The 12,560-nt window shown below is 72.9% G+C and carries 11 protein-coding genes; 3 read left to right on the top strand and 8 right to left on the bottom strand.

The features are described from left to right. Positions 1 to 119 precede the first annotated feature (119 nt). Positions 120 to 296 (bottom strand): thiazolylpeptide-type bacteriocin, encoded by a 177-nt coding sequence (locus tag ABT296_RS34760; protein WP_351933462.1) that lies wholly within the window; start codon positions 294 to 296, stop codon positions 120 to 122. 241 nt (positions 297 to 537) lie between these two features. Between ABT296_RS34760 and ABT296_RS34755 the strand changes: the two genes are divergently transcribed. After that, the gene (locus ABT296_RS34755; protein ID WP_502977398.1) at positions 538 to 1,842 is read left to right on the top strand and encodes an amidohydrolase; all 1,305 of its coding nucleotides are present in this window, start codon (positions 538 to 540) and stop codon (positions 1,840 to 1,842) included. Between the two features lie 90 nt (positions 1,843 to 1,932). Then, entirely contained in the window at positions 1,933 to 2,616 is a 684-nt protein-coding gene (locus tag ABT296_RS34750; RefSeq protein ID WP_502977397.1) for an adenosylcobinamide amidohydrolase, read from the top strand. A 13-nt stretch (positions 2,617 to 2,629) separates the two neighbouring features. On the opposite strand, the gene ABT296_RS34745 is transcribed toward ABT296_RS34750, so the two are convergent. From ABT296_RS34745 to ABT296_RS34715, 7 genes are all read right to left on the bottom strand, one after another. After that, positions 2,630 to 3,400, bottom strand: a complete 771-nt coding sequence (locus ABT296_RS34745) for a hypothetical protein (protein ID WP_351933460.1) — start codon at positions 3,398 to 3,400, stop codon at positions 2,630 to 2,632. Next, positions 3,384 to 4,604: a hypothetical protein gene (locus tag ABT296_RS34740; RefSeq protein ID WP_351933458.1), complete on the bottom strand. Its 1,221-nt coding sequence runs from the start codon at positions 4,602 to 4,604 to the stop codon at positions 3,384 to 3,386. The genes ABT296_RS34745 and ABT296_RS34740 overlap by 17 nt, the downstream gene beginning before the upstream one ends. A 109-nt stretch (positions 4,605 to 4,713) precedes the next feature. Next, a complete protein-coding gene (locus ABT296_RS34735) occupies positions 4,714 to 5,628 on the bottom strand; it encodes a helix-turn-helix domain-containing protein (RefSeq protein ID WP_351933456.1) in 915 nt (304 codons plus the stop codon). Between the two features lie 215 nt (positions 5,629 to 5,843). Beyond that, the gene (locus ABT296_RS34730; protein WP_351933454.1) at positions 5,844 to 8,108 is read right to left on the bottom strand and encodes an ATP-binding protein; all 2,265 of its coding nucleotides are present in this window, start codon (positions 8,106 to 8,108) and stop codon (positions 5,844 to 5,846) included. A 169-nt stretch (positions 8,109 to 8,277) separates the two neighbouring features. Further along, positions 8,278 to 9,378 carry a CU044_5270 family protein gene (locus ABT296_RS34725; protein WP_351933452.1) on the bottom strand — a complete coding sequence of 367 codons (1,101 nt, stop codon included), beginning with the start codon at positions 9,376 to 9,378 and terminating at the stop codon, positions 8,278 to 8,280. Next, positions 9,375 to 9,989 (bottom strand): RNA polymerase sigma factor, encoded by a 615-nt coding sequence (locus ABT296_RS34720; RefSeq protein ID WP_351933470.1) that lies wholly within the window; start codon positions 9,987 to 9,989, stop codon positions 9,375 to 9,377. The genes ABT296_RS34725 and ABT296_RS34720 overlap by 4 nt, the downstream gene beginning before the upstream one ends. Positions 9,990 to 10,096: 107 nt before the next feature. After that, the gene (locus tag ABT296_RS34715) at positions 10,097 to 11,494 is read right to left on the bottom strand and encodes a DEAD/DEAH box helicase (RefSeq protein WP_502977399.1); all 1,398 of its coding nucleotides are present in this window, start codon (positions 11,492 to 11,494) and stop codon (positions 10,097 to 10,099) included. Positions 11,495 to 11,814: 320 nt separating this feature from the next. Here ABT296_RS34715 and ABT296_RS34710 point away from each other — a divergent pair, with 320 nt between their 5' ends. Continuing rightward, positions 11,815 to 12,543 carry a DUF2625 family protein gene (locus tag ABT296_RS34710; protein WP_351933450.1) on the top strand — a complete coding sequence of 243 codons (729 nt, stop codon included), beginning with the start codon at positions 11,815 to 11,817 and terminating at the stop codon, positions 12,541 to 12,543. The last annotated feature ends 17 nt before the right edge of the window (positions 12,544 to 12,560 follow it).

Below are 12,560 nucleotides of genomic sequence, written 5' to 3'. Positions count from 1 at the left end.
TACCCGCTCCCCCTGTGGGCCGGGCGGGCCGCGCCCCCCCCCCCGGGGTTGGGGGGGGGGGGGGGCCGGGCCGTTCGGCGTCCGCTCAGGCCGGACGCCGAGCCGCTGGGGCCCGTGGATCAGGCGCTGCAGGAGGTGGTGCTGGTGGTGGAGGAGCAGGTCGAGGTGGAGGAGCAGCTCGTGGAGCCGGCGAGCACCACTTCGCTGGCGTCCGAGTAGTCCGAGATCTCGAAGGTCTCCGACTCCAGCTCCAGGATCTCGTCGGCGAGGGCGGCGAGGGAGGACTTGTCAGCCATGGGGAACTCCTGACGTATGTACACCTCCGGGCGGATCCCGGGGTGTTGACCTCTTCATTGGACCGGGCGCCACTGACGCATCGCGTGCCGCGCGCTGGCACCGGACGAAGGGGGAATGACAGCGGAACGCACGCACGGCGCGCATGCGTTCGCGGCGGCGCCATCGACATGACAGTGAGGTGCGGGCGATGTGCCAGCGACCTGACGGCCCGCGTCCGCCGGACCGGCGGACCATGGGACGATGACTTCCGCGGTGCACCTCCCCTCCGGCGGGCACGCCCCCGTGCTGTCGCGCCTCGACGCGCTGCTGCGCCCGCTCACCGTCTTCGCCATGGACCTGCACCGGCACCCCGAGCCGTCCGGCGAGGAGGCCCGCACGGCGGCGTGCCTCGCCGACGCGCTGGAGGCGGAGGGCTACGACACCACGCGCGGCGTCGGAGGGCACGGAGTGGTCGGCGTCCTCGCCAACGGCCCCGGCCCGCGCGTCTGGCTGCGCACCGAACTCGACGCGCTGCCCCTGCGTGAACGCACCGGCCTGCCGTACGCCGCGCAGGGGCCCCACATGCACGCGTGCGGCCACGACCTGCACACGGCCGCGCTCCTGGGCGCCGCCACCCTGCTCGCGCGCTCCCGACAGGAGTGGCGCGGCACCGTGGTCGTGGTCGGCCAGCCCGCCGAGGAGACCCTGACCGGTGCGCGCGCCATGCTCGCCGACGGCCTGTACTCCCGCTTCGGGCGCCCCGACACCGTCCTCGCGCAGCACACCGCGCCCCTGCTCGGCGGCATGGTGGCGCACGGCTACGGCCAGCCGGTCCTGGCGGGCAGCGCGAGCCTCGACGTCACCCTGCACGGCAGGGGCGGGCATGCCGGGGCGCCGCATCTGAGCGTGGATCCCGTGGTCGCCGCCGCCGCGGTCGTCCTGCGCCTCCAGCAGATCGTGGCCCGGGAGTGCGCGCCCGCGGAACAGGCCACCGTCACCGTGGGCAAGCTCCACGCGGGCACCCGGAGCAACGTCGTGCCCGACAGCGCGACGCTGGGCGTCACCGTGCGGGCGCTGACTCCGACCTCGCTGGACCGGCTGGTGGCCGCCGTGGAGCGGATCGTACGGGCCGAGTCGGCCGCCTCCGGCTGCCCCGCGGACCCCGACCTCGCCGTCGTCTCGCGCTCACCGGTCACCCTGCCGGACCCCGCCCTGACCGGCGCGGTCCGTGAGGCGCACCGGGAGGCGCTGGGCGACGAGCGGCTCATGCCGTGGGCGCCGTCGATGGCGACGGAGGACTTCGCCCTGTACGGGGACGCAGGGCGGGAGATCCACGGCTGCGAGGGCATCGCGCTCGGCTACTGGATGGTCGGTGTCGTCGGACCGCGCCAATGGGCGGCGACGGACGGGGCGACCGTGGCCGAACGCCTGGCGGCCCTGCCGCCCAACCACTCACCGGAGTTCGCCCCGCACCTGCCCCTCGCCCTGCCCACGGCGACCACCGCGATGACGACGGCGGCGCTGACGGCACTGGCCCTGAAGCCTCGGCCCGGCTCCGTCGGCTAGTCCACGGCCCCGGACCTGGCCGGAAGGGCCGGCGCGGGGCGACGTAGCATCACTCGGGTCCTCGCCCGGCCAACCGCAGGAGTCAGTCCGGTGACCGCCCTCGATCCGTCGATCCACCAGCCCACGGACCCGCCTCCCCTCGAATACCACGGCCGCATCGAGGACGGCGAGCGCCTGAGCAGCCTGCTCTGGCGGCTGGGCGACGGCTGGCGGACGATCAGCAACGCCGTCCTGGGCGGCGGCATCGGGGAACGCGCCTGGATCCTCAACGCCCAGGTGTCCCACGGCTACCTCCGCACGGACCCCGACCGTCACCTGGCGGACCTGGCGCGCGCCGCCGGCGCCCACGCCCCGGGGGTGGGGCTGATGACCGCGGCCGACGTGTGCCGCCATGGCAACGCCGTCGACGGCGGCGTGAGCGTCGTGGCCACCGCCGGGCTCGGGGTGCGCGGCTGGGCCGCTTCCCCGGCCGAGGGAACGGCCACGGCCCTCAAGGCGGGCACCATCAACATCGTGGCGGTACTCCCGGTGGCCCTGACCGACGCCGCCCTGGTCAACGCCGTGGCCACCGCGACGGAGGCGAAGGTGCAGGCGCTGCTGGAGACGGGGTACGACTGCTCCGGCACCCCCACGGACGCCGTCTGCATCGCCACCCGTGCCCCCGGCGCCGGGGATGAGGTGCACGCCTTCGCCGGACCCCGCTCCGTGTGGGGCGCCCGCCTCGCCCGCGCCGTCCACGTCGCCGTGGCCGCCTCCACACGGCAACGGGGCTGATCCGCGGGCGAGTTCACACGGGCGGCAGCAGATCGCTCTCGCTGACCGTGTAGGCGAGCAGGGGGTAGACGAAGTCCGTCTCCCGGTTCTCCCGGCGCCGCAGTCCGTAGAACTCACGCCGTTGATCCTCGTCGGCGGACACGAGACGCTCCCCTTGCGGGAGTTGGGCGACTCCGTCGTGATACCGGACGAGGGTCTTCGAGGTGCGGAAGGTCAGCCCCAGCCATTCGTTGTCCGGCGTACGGGCAGGCGCGTCGAGGACGATCCGGTGCCTGAGTCGTCGGTTCGTGTCGACCGAGAACGCGACAACGCCGTTGTGGGCCAACGGAATCTCGAACCCCTCGCCACCGGAACCCTTCTCCTCGAAGACCAGCTTTCTGGGCGGGCCGACCTCGGGATGCCGGTAGCAGGAGAACACGGCGATGAACGAATCGTCCGCCAGGTCGAGGGCCTGGTCGGAATGGCCACCCATGGTCGTGTAGGCGTTGGTGTAGCTCTCGAAGAGCGCGTTGTTGAAGTCGACGGGCAACTCCGCACAGTCACGGATCTGTTGGGCCAGCCGTTCGTGCACCGCCCTGAAACGCTGCGCCGGGCCGGCGTATTGAGTCGTGGTCCGCACGAGAGGCACCCCGCCGGCCTCGTCGATCCTGGCGAGTACGGCGCCTCGCCGTCCCTTGCCCACGTTCTCCAGATGGGCCGACGCCTCCAACTCGGCGAAGATGTCCTCCTCGACCGGCAACGCGCAGGAGATGATCTCGTCCGGGACCCTAGATGCGCGGTGCAAGGTAGTCCCCCGAGTTCATGCTGAAGCGGAACCTGCCGGCGTAGTCGACGAAGGCCGACGTCCTGTTCTCCTCGGCGTACAGCCCGCGCAGTTCGTCCATACCCTCGGGCGTGGGTTGCCCCAGCTCCACCAGGTCTCCGCCCGCATCCAGGTAGGTGTGGCCGTTCTTGTGCACCGCCTCGGTGTCGGAGCAGCGGACCACGTATCCCAGGCGGGTGGGCAGCAGTTCGGCGTCCAGCCCCGAGGGCCGGATCTCATGCGTGTACAGGCGGTTGGTGGACAGGGGCACGAAGAACACCGAGCCGGGGTGCAGGGTCAGCGTGAACTGGGCGGGCACTCCGTCCCGTACCTGCGTCGGGTCCTTGAGGCGGAAGCGGAGTCGGGTCAGCCCGCTGACACCCTTCACACCGTGGTCGAAGGGGTCCTCCGCCAGGGGCCGGAGTGTGTCGAGGCCGTCGTAGAACGTGCAGAAGGCCATGATGCCGTTGACCGGCATGTCCTTGGTCTTGTCGGCGTGGGCCGAGATCCTGGCCTTGGACTGCTTGCGCCCGGTCGTGGCGGCGGTGTTGTGGTAGATCTGCGCCAGGACGTGGTTCAGGGGTGCGTGGTCGGCGAAGACCGAGGCCGCCTCGCGGTTCAGGTCGTCGACGATTTCGGTGTCGGTCGGCCGGAAGTTCTCGGTCGGTCCCGAGAGGTTCGTGGAGCACCTGAGCAGGCGGAAACGCAGTTCGTCGCCGCTCCGGGTGACGGGGGTCAGATAGATTCCGCTGCGGTGGGCCGTTCCGGGTTTGGTCGACTCCGTCAGGGACTGGAACGCGTGCTCCGCGCCGATGCGGCGGAAATGATCGGCGTCCGGTGCGAAGAAGCGGGGGTAGTACACGCCGACACCGTGGACACGTACGGGAACCCGGCCGAGGTCGACCAAGGGCCAGGAGTCGGCGTCCTCACCGTACCCGCGCGACAACTCCCGTACGACGTAGACCCGTTCAGCCGCCCGCAGTCGGCCGGGATCCGTCCCGGAGACGTCCCCGCACAGGTACACGGTCTTCCTGGCCAGATCGGGCCGCCCGGAGGCGAGGTCGTCCGGCGTGATCGTGACTCCGAAGAAGTCCCTGACCAAGTCGGTGTCCCGCAACGCCGAAGGTACGACCAGGACGTTGCTCTCATCGTCGATACGGGCTTCTGCCGACTCCGTCGTGCGCATCGACCGGATCATCTCATCGGGGCGCGACGGCGGGCAACGGGGTTCCACGGCTGGGGTATCGAGGCTCTACGGCCGATGCGTTGGAGTTCTAAGGCCAGGTGTCGGCGCTCTACGCCCGGGGCAGCGCGCGCAGGACGTCCTGATCCGCCACCGCCCGCAGGGCACGCCACGCCATGGGCGAGTGACCGTGCAGGGCGCGGAACGTACGGCTGAAGTGGGCCGCGCTGGCGAACCCCCACCGATGCGCGATGGACGACACCGTCGGGGGTGAATCGCTCCGGCGGGCCAGTTCCCGGGCGCACTGGTCCAGGCGGCGCCGCTGGATGAACCGCGTCACCGTGATGCCCTCGCCCTCGAAGAGGCGGTGCAGATAGCGCACCGAGATGTGGTGCGCCTTCGCCACGGTGCCGGGTCCCAGGCCGGGGTCGGCGAGGTGCTCGTCGATGTGGGTGCGGATCCGTCCGAGGAGGTCGTGCCGTTCCGAACCGGCCCCCGTACGGCCGGCCTCGACCGGCTGCCCGGCCTCGGAGAGGACCACGCAGAGCAGGTTCATCAGGCTCTCGGCGGACAGGTCCGCGACCGCCGTGGAGCGTGGTTCGCCGGCCGCGACCAGCGCGGCGAGCAGGCTCCGCAGGGCGGACGCGAGCGCCTGCGACGTGGTGACGACGGTGCCCGTCGAGGCCCGCAGCACGGCGTCGGGAACCAGCAGGGCGGGGCGCGGCAGGCGGACGACACGCAGGGAGAACGGCTCGTCGAAGGAGAGGGTGTACGGCACGTTGGTGTCCCACGCGAGGAGGTCTTCCGCTCCGGCGGAGACCTTCCGGCCGTTCTGGGCGAGGGTCGCGGTGCCGCGCTCCACCAGGGCGAAGGCGACGAAGGACACAGGGGATTCGGCGCGGTGGGTCGCAGTGCCTCGGACGCGCTGGGCGTCCGCCTCGACGTCGAGGATGCGCACGTACCCCACCTGGGTGGTGCGCGTCCGCCCGTGGAACGAGATCGTTCCGGTCGGCGAGGCCTGGCCCATGCGCGTTGTCCTCTCCCCCTGCTGTACGTGGCGGAGAGGCACGGCCCGGGGCGCACTCGGATCGGGCCGTCCCTCCCCGCTGTGACCAGCAAATCAGCAGGTCACAGGCATCTCCAGGCAGAAAGGAGGCAGAAAGTCGCACTGCCTGCGCGGACTTCCGGACGACGACTCCGGACGAGGACGGCTCCGGACGACGGCGACTCCGGACGACGGCGTCAGCGTTCGGGGCCGTCGTCGACGGCGTTCAGCCGCGCCAGCCGCTCCCGCGCCAGGGTCACCCGCTGCGGGTCGGCGTCCGGCCCCAGGCGCACGCAGGCCACAAGGTGGTCGCGTGCTTCGTCGGGCCGGCCCGCGGCCAGCAGCGCGTCGGCGAGGAGGGTCAGCTGCCTGCTCTCCACGGCGATGTTGCCCATCGCCCGGCTGAGGTCCAGCGCTCTTCGGCGGTGGGTCACCGACTCGTCCCAGCGCTCCAGGCGGCCCAGCGCGCCACCGATGCCGCCGTGCGCTCCGAGCCGGGTCGTCTCCGCGACGTACCGCTCGACACGGTCCGCGTTGTCGTCGAGGGCGGACAGGGTCGACCGGTACGCGTCGAGCGCCTCCTCGGCGCGCCCCGCCGACTCGAGCATCAGCGCACGGTTGAACCTGGACTGGAGCAGGCCGTGGATGTCGTCGGCACGTACGAACAGGTCCGTCGCCTCGTCGACGTGGGCGAACGCCTCGTCCAGTTCGTCCAGCAGCCGGTACGCCCAGCTGCGGTACTGGTGGGACCACGCCTGCTGGGTCAGGTCGCCCGCCCGTTCGGCCGCGGCGAGGGCACGGGCGGAGACGGCCAGGCTGTCCCGGGGCCGCGCCTCGCACAACAGGGTCGCCCAGGCGAGGTAGTTCAGCTGGGTCGCCTCCAGCAGCGGGTCGCCGAGGGCCTCCGCGGCCCGTACGGCCAGGCCGAACACCTCGGCCCAGTGGCCCCAGAAGATCCACTGGTCGGAGAACCAGTGGAGGGCTTCGGCGACCTCCACGACCGTGGTGTGGTCGCCGTCGGCCGAGGCGGCGCGCAGCGCGGTGAGCCAGTTGACCCCTTCGGCCTGAAGCCATTCGCGGGCCCGTTCCGCGCTGGACATGTCCACGGTGCCCTGCCAGGAGGCCGGCGGGGCGCCGTGGTCGGGTTCGTACCAGCGGCCGGCCACCACCGTGGTCTCCAGCAGCCACCGGTACAGCTCCCGGCGTGCACGCTCCGTGTCGGCCGGCGGCTCGTGCGCGCCCAGCCGGGCGCGGGCGTAGAGGTGCAGCAGATCGTGCAGCCGGTAGCGGCTGCCGTCCGCGCCGAGCAGCCCCGCCTCGACGAGTTCCTCCAGGGTGTCCTCGGCGTCGAACAGGTCCTGTCCGGTGAGCCTGGCCGCGCACGCGGCGCTGGTGTCCGGTCCGGGTATGAGGGTGAGCAGCCGGAACATGCGCGCCGCCCCCGGGGTGAGCTGCCGGTACGACAGGTCGAAGGCGGCGGCGACCCGTACGTCGCCCGCGGACAGCGCGTCCAGGCGCCGGTCCTCCAGCGCGAGCCGCTCCGCGAGTCTCCGCACGGTCCAACCGGTGCGGGTGGCAAGCCAGTTCCCGGCGACGCGCAGGGCGAGCGGCAGGTAGCCGCACCGTTCGGCGACGTCCGCCAGTGCGGCCGGTTCCGCCGCGGCGCGCTCGGGTCCGACGATGGAGGCCAGCATCGCGCCGGCGTCCTTCGGGCCGAGCTGTCCCACCCACAGCCGGTGCACGCCGTCCAGTCCGGTCAGCATGCGCCGGCTGGTCACCACGGTCAGGACCGCGCCGGCGCCGGGCAGCAGGGGGCGTACCTGTGCCTCGTCGCGGACGTTGTCGAGGACGAGCAGGAGCCGCCGGTCGGCCAGCACCTGCCGGTAGAGGGCCGCGTGTCCCCGCGGTCCGGCCTTGGACAGTTCACGGTCCGGCGTGCCCAGTGCCTTGAGGACGGTGACGAGCAGTTCGGCGGGGTCGGGCGGGGAGTCGTGCGTGCCCTGGAGGTCGATCATCAGCTGTCCGTCGGGGAAGCCGTCGGCCACCTGCCGTGCGGAGTGCAGGGCGAGGGTCGTCTTGCCCGCGCCGGGTGTCCCGGACACGGCCACCACGACCGGCCCGGTGCGCGCCTGCCGCGCCCATTCGCCGAGCACGGCCAGTTCCCCGTCCCGGCCCGTGAAGTCGTCGACGCCCCGCGGGAAGGCACGCACGCCCACCGGCCGGTACGCCGAGTCGCGGCCCGAGCGTGCCGCGGCCAGCAGCCGCCCGCGTTCCGGTTCCTCCAGGGCCAGCCCGTCCGCGAGGGCGGCGACCGTGCGTCGCTGCGGCGCGGCCCTGCGGTCGCGTTCCAGGTCGCCGATGCCCCGCACGCTGATGCCCGAGGACTCCGACAGCCCTTCGATCGTCAGTGACCTGGCCAGCCGCAGCTCCCGCAGCAGCGCACCGAATGCCGCGTGCGTCACCGTGCCCCACACATCCTCGATCTCGGTCCCCGCGGGAACTCCGTACAACACAGAACAAAGATCATAAAAGATGCGGATGGTGTGCGAACCGGCGGCCCGTGCCACCGTCGCCCGGTGCGTCCTGCCCGGCGTACGGGCCGGGCGGGAGTCCCGCCCGGCCCGGGCCGGTTCAGCTCTCGCGGGTCGTCGTGGGGTGCAGGCCCGCCTTGTCGACGACCGCGTGCGCCAGGATCGCGGTGCCCGACATCAGGGTGCCCTTCCTCCCGTACGAGGTGTCCTGGGTGAGGTAGCTGCGCGCGCCCAGGAACGTCAGGTCGTCGCGGTCGAAGACCCACTCGGTGCGGGTGTGGAAGGTGGTGTCGTCGCGGGCGATGCCGACGCCGTGGCGGCCGACGGCGTCCCGGGCCGCGGGCGCCTCGGTGACGCCGGGGATGCGCGCGGCGGCCCGGTAGAGCGCGGCGGCCGTCCTCGGCGGCATCAGCTCGCCCAGCAGGCCGCCGATCCGGTCGAAGACCGCCTGGTCGCGTTCCTGTCCGTCGACGGCGGGGGTCTCGGCGTAGAGGTAGGTGAGCAGGTCGTCGGGGTCGCTGGGCAGGGAGGAAAGCCACTGGTAGGTGGGGCGGCCGAAGCCGGCGGGCGTGCCGTCGGTGTCCCCGAGTTCGGCGTTGAGGGCGAACGTCTCGCCGTTCTCCGCGCGGAGCCCGAGCTTGCGGAGCGGCCCGGGCTCCTGTGCGAGCCACGTCTCGGACTCCACCAGCGGACCGACGACGGCCTTGCCGCTCGTCAGGTCCGCGCCCCGGACCTTGGCCCGGGTGTAGGCGAACTGGTCGGCACGGACCGTGAGGGTGTCTCCCTTGCCGGCGGCGACGGAGATCTGGTCGAGGAGTGCCGCGGCCGGCTGGGCGGTCCAGGGCGAGGTGGCGGTGGGCGGGGTGTGGTCGTCGGGCGTGAGCGTGACGCCCGCGGTGATCAGTCCGGCGAGCGCGAGGGCGGTCACCGGCAGGAGCAGGGCGGGGCGGGGCAGCCGCCGGGCGGGGCGGGGGCGGGTGACGGCGGCCTGGTCACGGTCCGCGAGGCGGGCCGTCTGCCGAGCTGCCTGTCGGTCCGTGTCCCGGTCTATTTGTCGCATGAGCTTTTCCTTGTGGAGAAGGTGCTGCTCGTGCGGGAGTGCCTGGCGGGCCGGGGGCGGCAGCAGCCGGGCGAGTTCGGCGATGTCGGCCCGGGTGCGCGCGTCGGCGGAGGCGTCCGTTCGACGGTCGTGGTCGGTCATGCCGTTTCCTCCCGCAGGGGCAGGGCCGCGATGGCGGCCTCACCGTTCATCTCTCCGCGAGGGGTGCGCGGTTCCGGATTCTCCTGTGCCCGGTCCGCCAGCCGGGCGAGCTTGGTGCGGGCCCGCGACAGCCGCGACCGTACGGTGCCCACGGGCACGTCGAGCGCCTGGGCGGCCTGGCGGTAGTCGAGGCCGGACCACACGCACAGGGCCAGCACTTCGCGCTCGGGCCGACGCAGTCGGTCCAGGGCGTCCTGGACCGCCTCCAGCCGGCGTGCGTCGTCGATGCGCCCGGCGACCTGGCCGGCGAAGTCCTCCACCACGGGAGGCCGGTGCGGACGGGCCAGGAACGCCAGGCGGCGGCGCCGGCTCCGCCGGGCGTTCTCCGCCCGGTGCGTGGCGATGCCCAGGAGCCACGGGCGCAGGGAGCCGCCGTCGGCGTGCAGCCGTTCCCGCGCCTGCCAGGCGATGAGGAACGTCTCCGACATGACGTCCTCGGCGCTCGCCCGGTCGCCGGTGAGCCACAGGGCGTGCTGATGGACGGCCGGGGCGCACTGCTCGTACAGCTCGGCGAACGCGTCGCGCTCACCGGCGCGTACGCGTCTGCGCAGATCGTCTTCTGACTGGTTCACGGTGATTACCTCTCCGCCGCCGCGACGGAGTTCCTGTGAACTGCTTCACACCACCCGGCGATCCACTCGCGGGACGGACGCCGTGCTCAGCCGCCGCGTCGTACCCGGGCCGCCTTGCGGGCCTCGGCGAGCTTGCGGGCCTCGCTGCTCTTGCGGGACGGCCTGCCGCCGGAGCCGCCCTGGGTGTCCTTGGTGGTGCCCATGCCTCGGAAGGGGGCGTTGTGGTTCTTGGGGCGCGCGGCGGCCGCCTCCGCGTCGAGGGGGCGGCCGGTGGGGGTCCGGGCGCCGGTGATCCGGCTCAGCTCGGCCTCTCCGGAGCGCACCTTGCTGACCTTCGGGGTGACGTCCGCGTCCGCCATGACCTGGCTCGCCTCTCGGCGCTGCCCGGACAGGACGAGGGTGACCACGGTTCCGGTGCCGCCGGCGCGGGCGGTGCGGCCCGCCCGGTGGAGGTAGTCCTTGGGGTCGGTGGCGGGGTCGACGTTCACGACGAGGTCGAGGTCGTCGACGTGCAGCCCGCGGGCGGCGACGTTCGTCGCGACCAGTGCGCTGACCTGGCCGTTCTTGAACTGGGCCAGGGTCTTGGTGCGCTGCGGCTGGGCCTTGCCGCTGTGCAGGGCGGCGGCGGGCACCCCGTTGGCGCGCAGATGCCGGGTGAGCTGGTCGACGCCGTGCTTGGTGTCGAGGAAGAACAGGACGCGGCCGTCCCGGGCGGCGATCTCCGTGGTCACCGCGTACCGGTCGGGGCCGTGCACGACGAGGATGTGGTGCGCGATCCCGGAGACCGCGTTGGAGGAGGGGTCGACGGAATGGACGGCGGGCTCGCGCAGATAGCGCTGCACGAGCTGGTCGACGTCGCGGTCGAGGGTGGCGGAGAACAGCATCCGCTGGCCGTCGGGGCGCACCTGGTCCAGGATCTCGGTGACCTGCGGCAGGAACCCCATGTCGCACATCTGGTCGGCCTCGTCCAGCACCACGATGCGCACCTTGCCGAGTCGGCAGCCCTTGCGCTCGATGAGGTCGTGCAGCCGGCCGGGCGTGGCGACGACGATCTCGGCGCCCTCACGCAGCTCGGCCGCCTGCCGGGCGATGGACACGCCGCCCACGACGGTCGTGAGCCGCAACCGCAGCGCCTGCGCGTACGGGGTGAGCACCTCGGCGACCTGCTGGGCCAGCTCCCGGGTGGGCACCAGGACGAGTGCGAGGGGCTCCCTGGAGGGGGCGCGCCGTCCCGCGGTCCGCGTGAGCATGCCCAGTCCGAAGGCGAGGGTCTTGCCGGATCCCGTGCGGCCCCGGCCCAGGACGTCCCGTCCGGCCAGCGCGTTCGGCAGCGCGGCGGCCTGGATGGGGAAGGGGACGGTGACGGCGTGCTCGTCGAGCACCCGCAGGATCGCGGCGGGCAGACCCAGCTCGGCGAAGGTGGCCGCCGTCGGGTGGGCCGGGCTTGTGTCCGGCCGGGCGTCGGCCGGGACGGATTCACTCACGTCTTCCGGCTGGGTGTCGGCCGGGACGGATTCACTCACGGAATCCGGCTGGGCGCCGAGCGGGACGGATTCGCTCACGGCGTCGGGCTGCTGGGCGCCGGCAGGGGCAGATTCGCTCACTGAGGACCTTCCTCCGAAGGGACCGTACCGAGGAAGGCGCGGCGGGTGCGCGGCTACCGGCCGGACACACCGAACGGGCACCGACACGGCGACGCCGCAAACCGCTGACACTAGCACGCGGCACATCGGCGGGCGTGTCCCCGCCGGTCAGGCGGGTACCGGCCATGATCCCCCGGGACGGCCGGTGCGAGGATGTGCGGATGCGAGCGCTTGAAGAGCTGGTCGAGGTGGACGTGCCGGCATGGCCGATGCTGCGGGAGGCGTTCAGCGGCGCCGCGGGCGAGGTGGAGGTGCGCCCGGGGATCGCGGGCGGCGACGGCGAGTCCCTGCTCCAGTTGCAGGTCAGTGCCGGATCGGCGCTCGGGGCCATGGTCTTCCGCAGTGGCGGTCTCGTCCTGGACCGGGGCTGGCTCCAGGTCTTCGGAGGACGGTCCCCCGGCGCGCAGGGCGATCCGCCGAGTCTCGCGTACGTGAACCGGTTCCCGGAGACCGTCGACCTCGACTGGCGGCCGACGGACGCGCTGGTGGTCGCGCGGGACGTCCTCGGCGGTGTCTTCGCGCTGAACGGCCACGATCCGGCGTCCGCCGGGCGGCCCGGCGCGCCCGGCCGGATGACGTACTTCGCCCCGGACTCCCTGGAGTGGGAGGCCATGGACATGGGGTACGGGACCTGGCTGACCTGGATCGTCTCGGAACGGCGGGCCCAGTTCTACGAGGGGCTGCGCTGGCCCGGCTGGCAGGAGGAGACGGCTGCCCTCCAGGACGGCCGGGGCATCACCGTCTACCCCTACCTCTGGTCCCGGGAGGCCCAGGAGGACCTGGCGGCGACGACCCGGGCACCGGCCGCGATGGCGGAGATCCTCGGCTTCGGCGTGGACTGCTGCCGTCAACTGGGCCTGCCGTCACCGGGGTTCCTGGGAGCCGCTTGACGGACGGCCGACGCCTG

It is taken from the genome of Streptomyces sp. NPDC000983, from assembly GCF_040299205.1.
Taxonomy (GTDB): Bacteria; Actinomycetota; Actinomycetes; order Streptomycetales; family Streptomycetaceae; genus Streptomyces.
Note: the sequence above shows the minus strand (reverse complement) of the source record. Positions and strands in the feature narration are given on the sequence as shown.

Bases quoted from the DNA above. Each gene is read 5' to 3' on its own strand.
- ABT296_RS34725 (WP_351933452.1), bottom strand. From the start codon at position 9,378: ATGACCGACCACGACCGTCGAACGGACGCCTCCGCCGACGCGCGCACC.
- ABT296_RS34755 (WP_502977398.1), top strand. From the start codon at position 538: ATGACTTCCGCGGTGCACCTCCCCTCCGGCGGGCACGCCCCCGTGCTG.
- ABT296_RS34710 (WP_351933450.1), top strand. From the start codon at position 11,815: ATGCGAGCGCTTGAAGAGCTGGTCGAGGTGGACGTGCCGGCATGGCCG.
- ABT296_RS34760 (WP_351933462.1), bottom strand. From the start codon at position 296: ATGGCTGACAAGTCCTCCCTCGCCGCCCTCGCCGACGAGATCCTGGAG.
- ABT296_RS34740 (WP_351933458.1), bottom strand. From the start codon at position 4,604: ATGCGCACGACGGAGTCGGCAGAAGCCCGTATCGACGATGAGAGCAAC.
- ABT296_RS34735 (WP_351933456.1), bottom strand. From the start codon at position 5,628: ATGGGCCAGGCCTCGCCGACCGGAACGATCTCGTTCCACGGGCGGACG.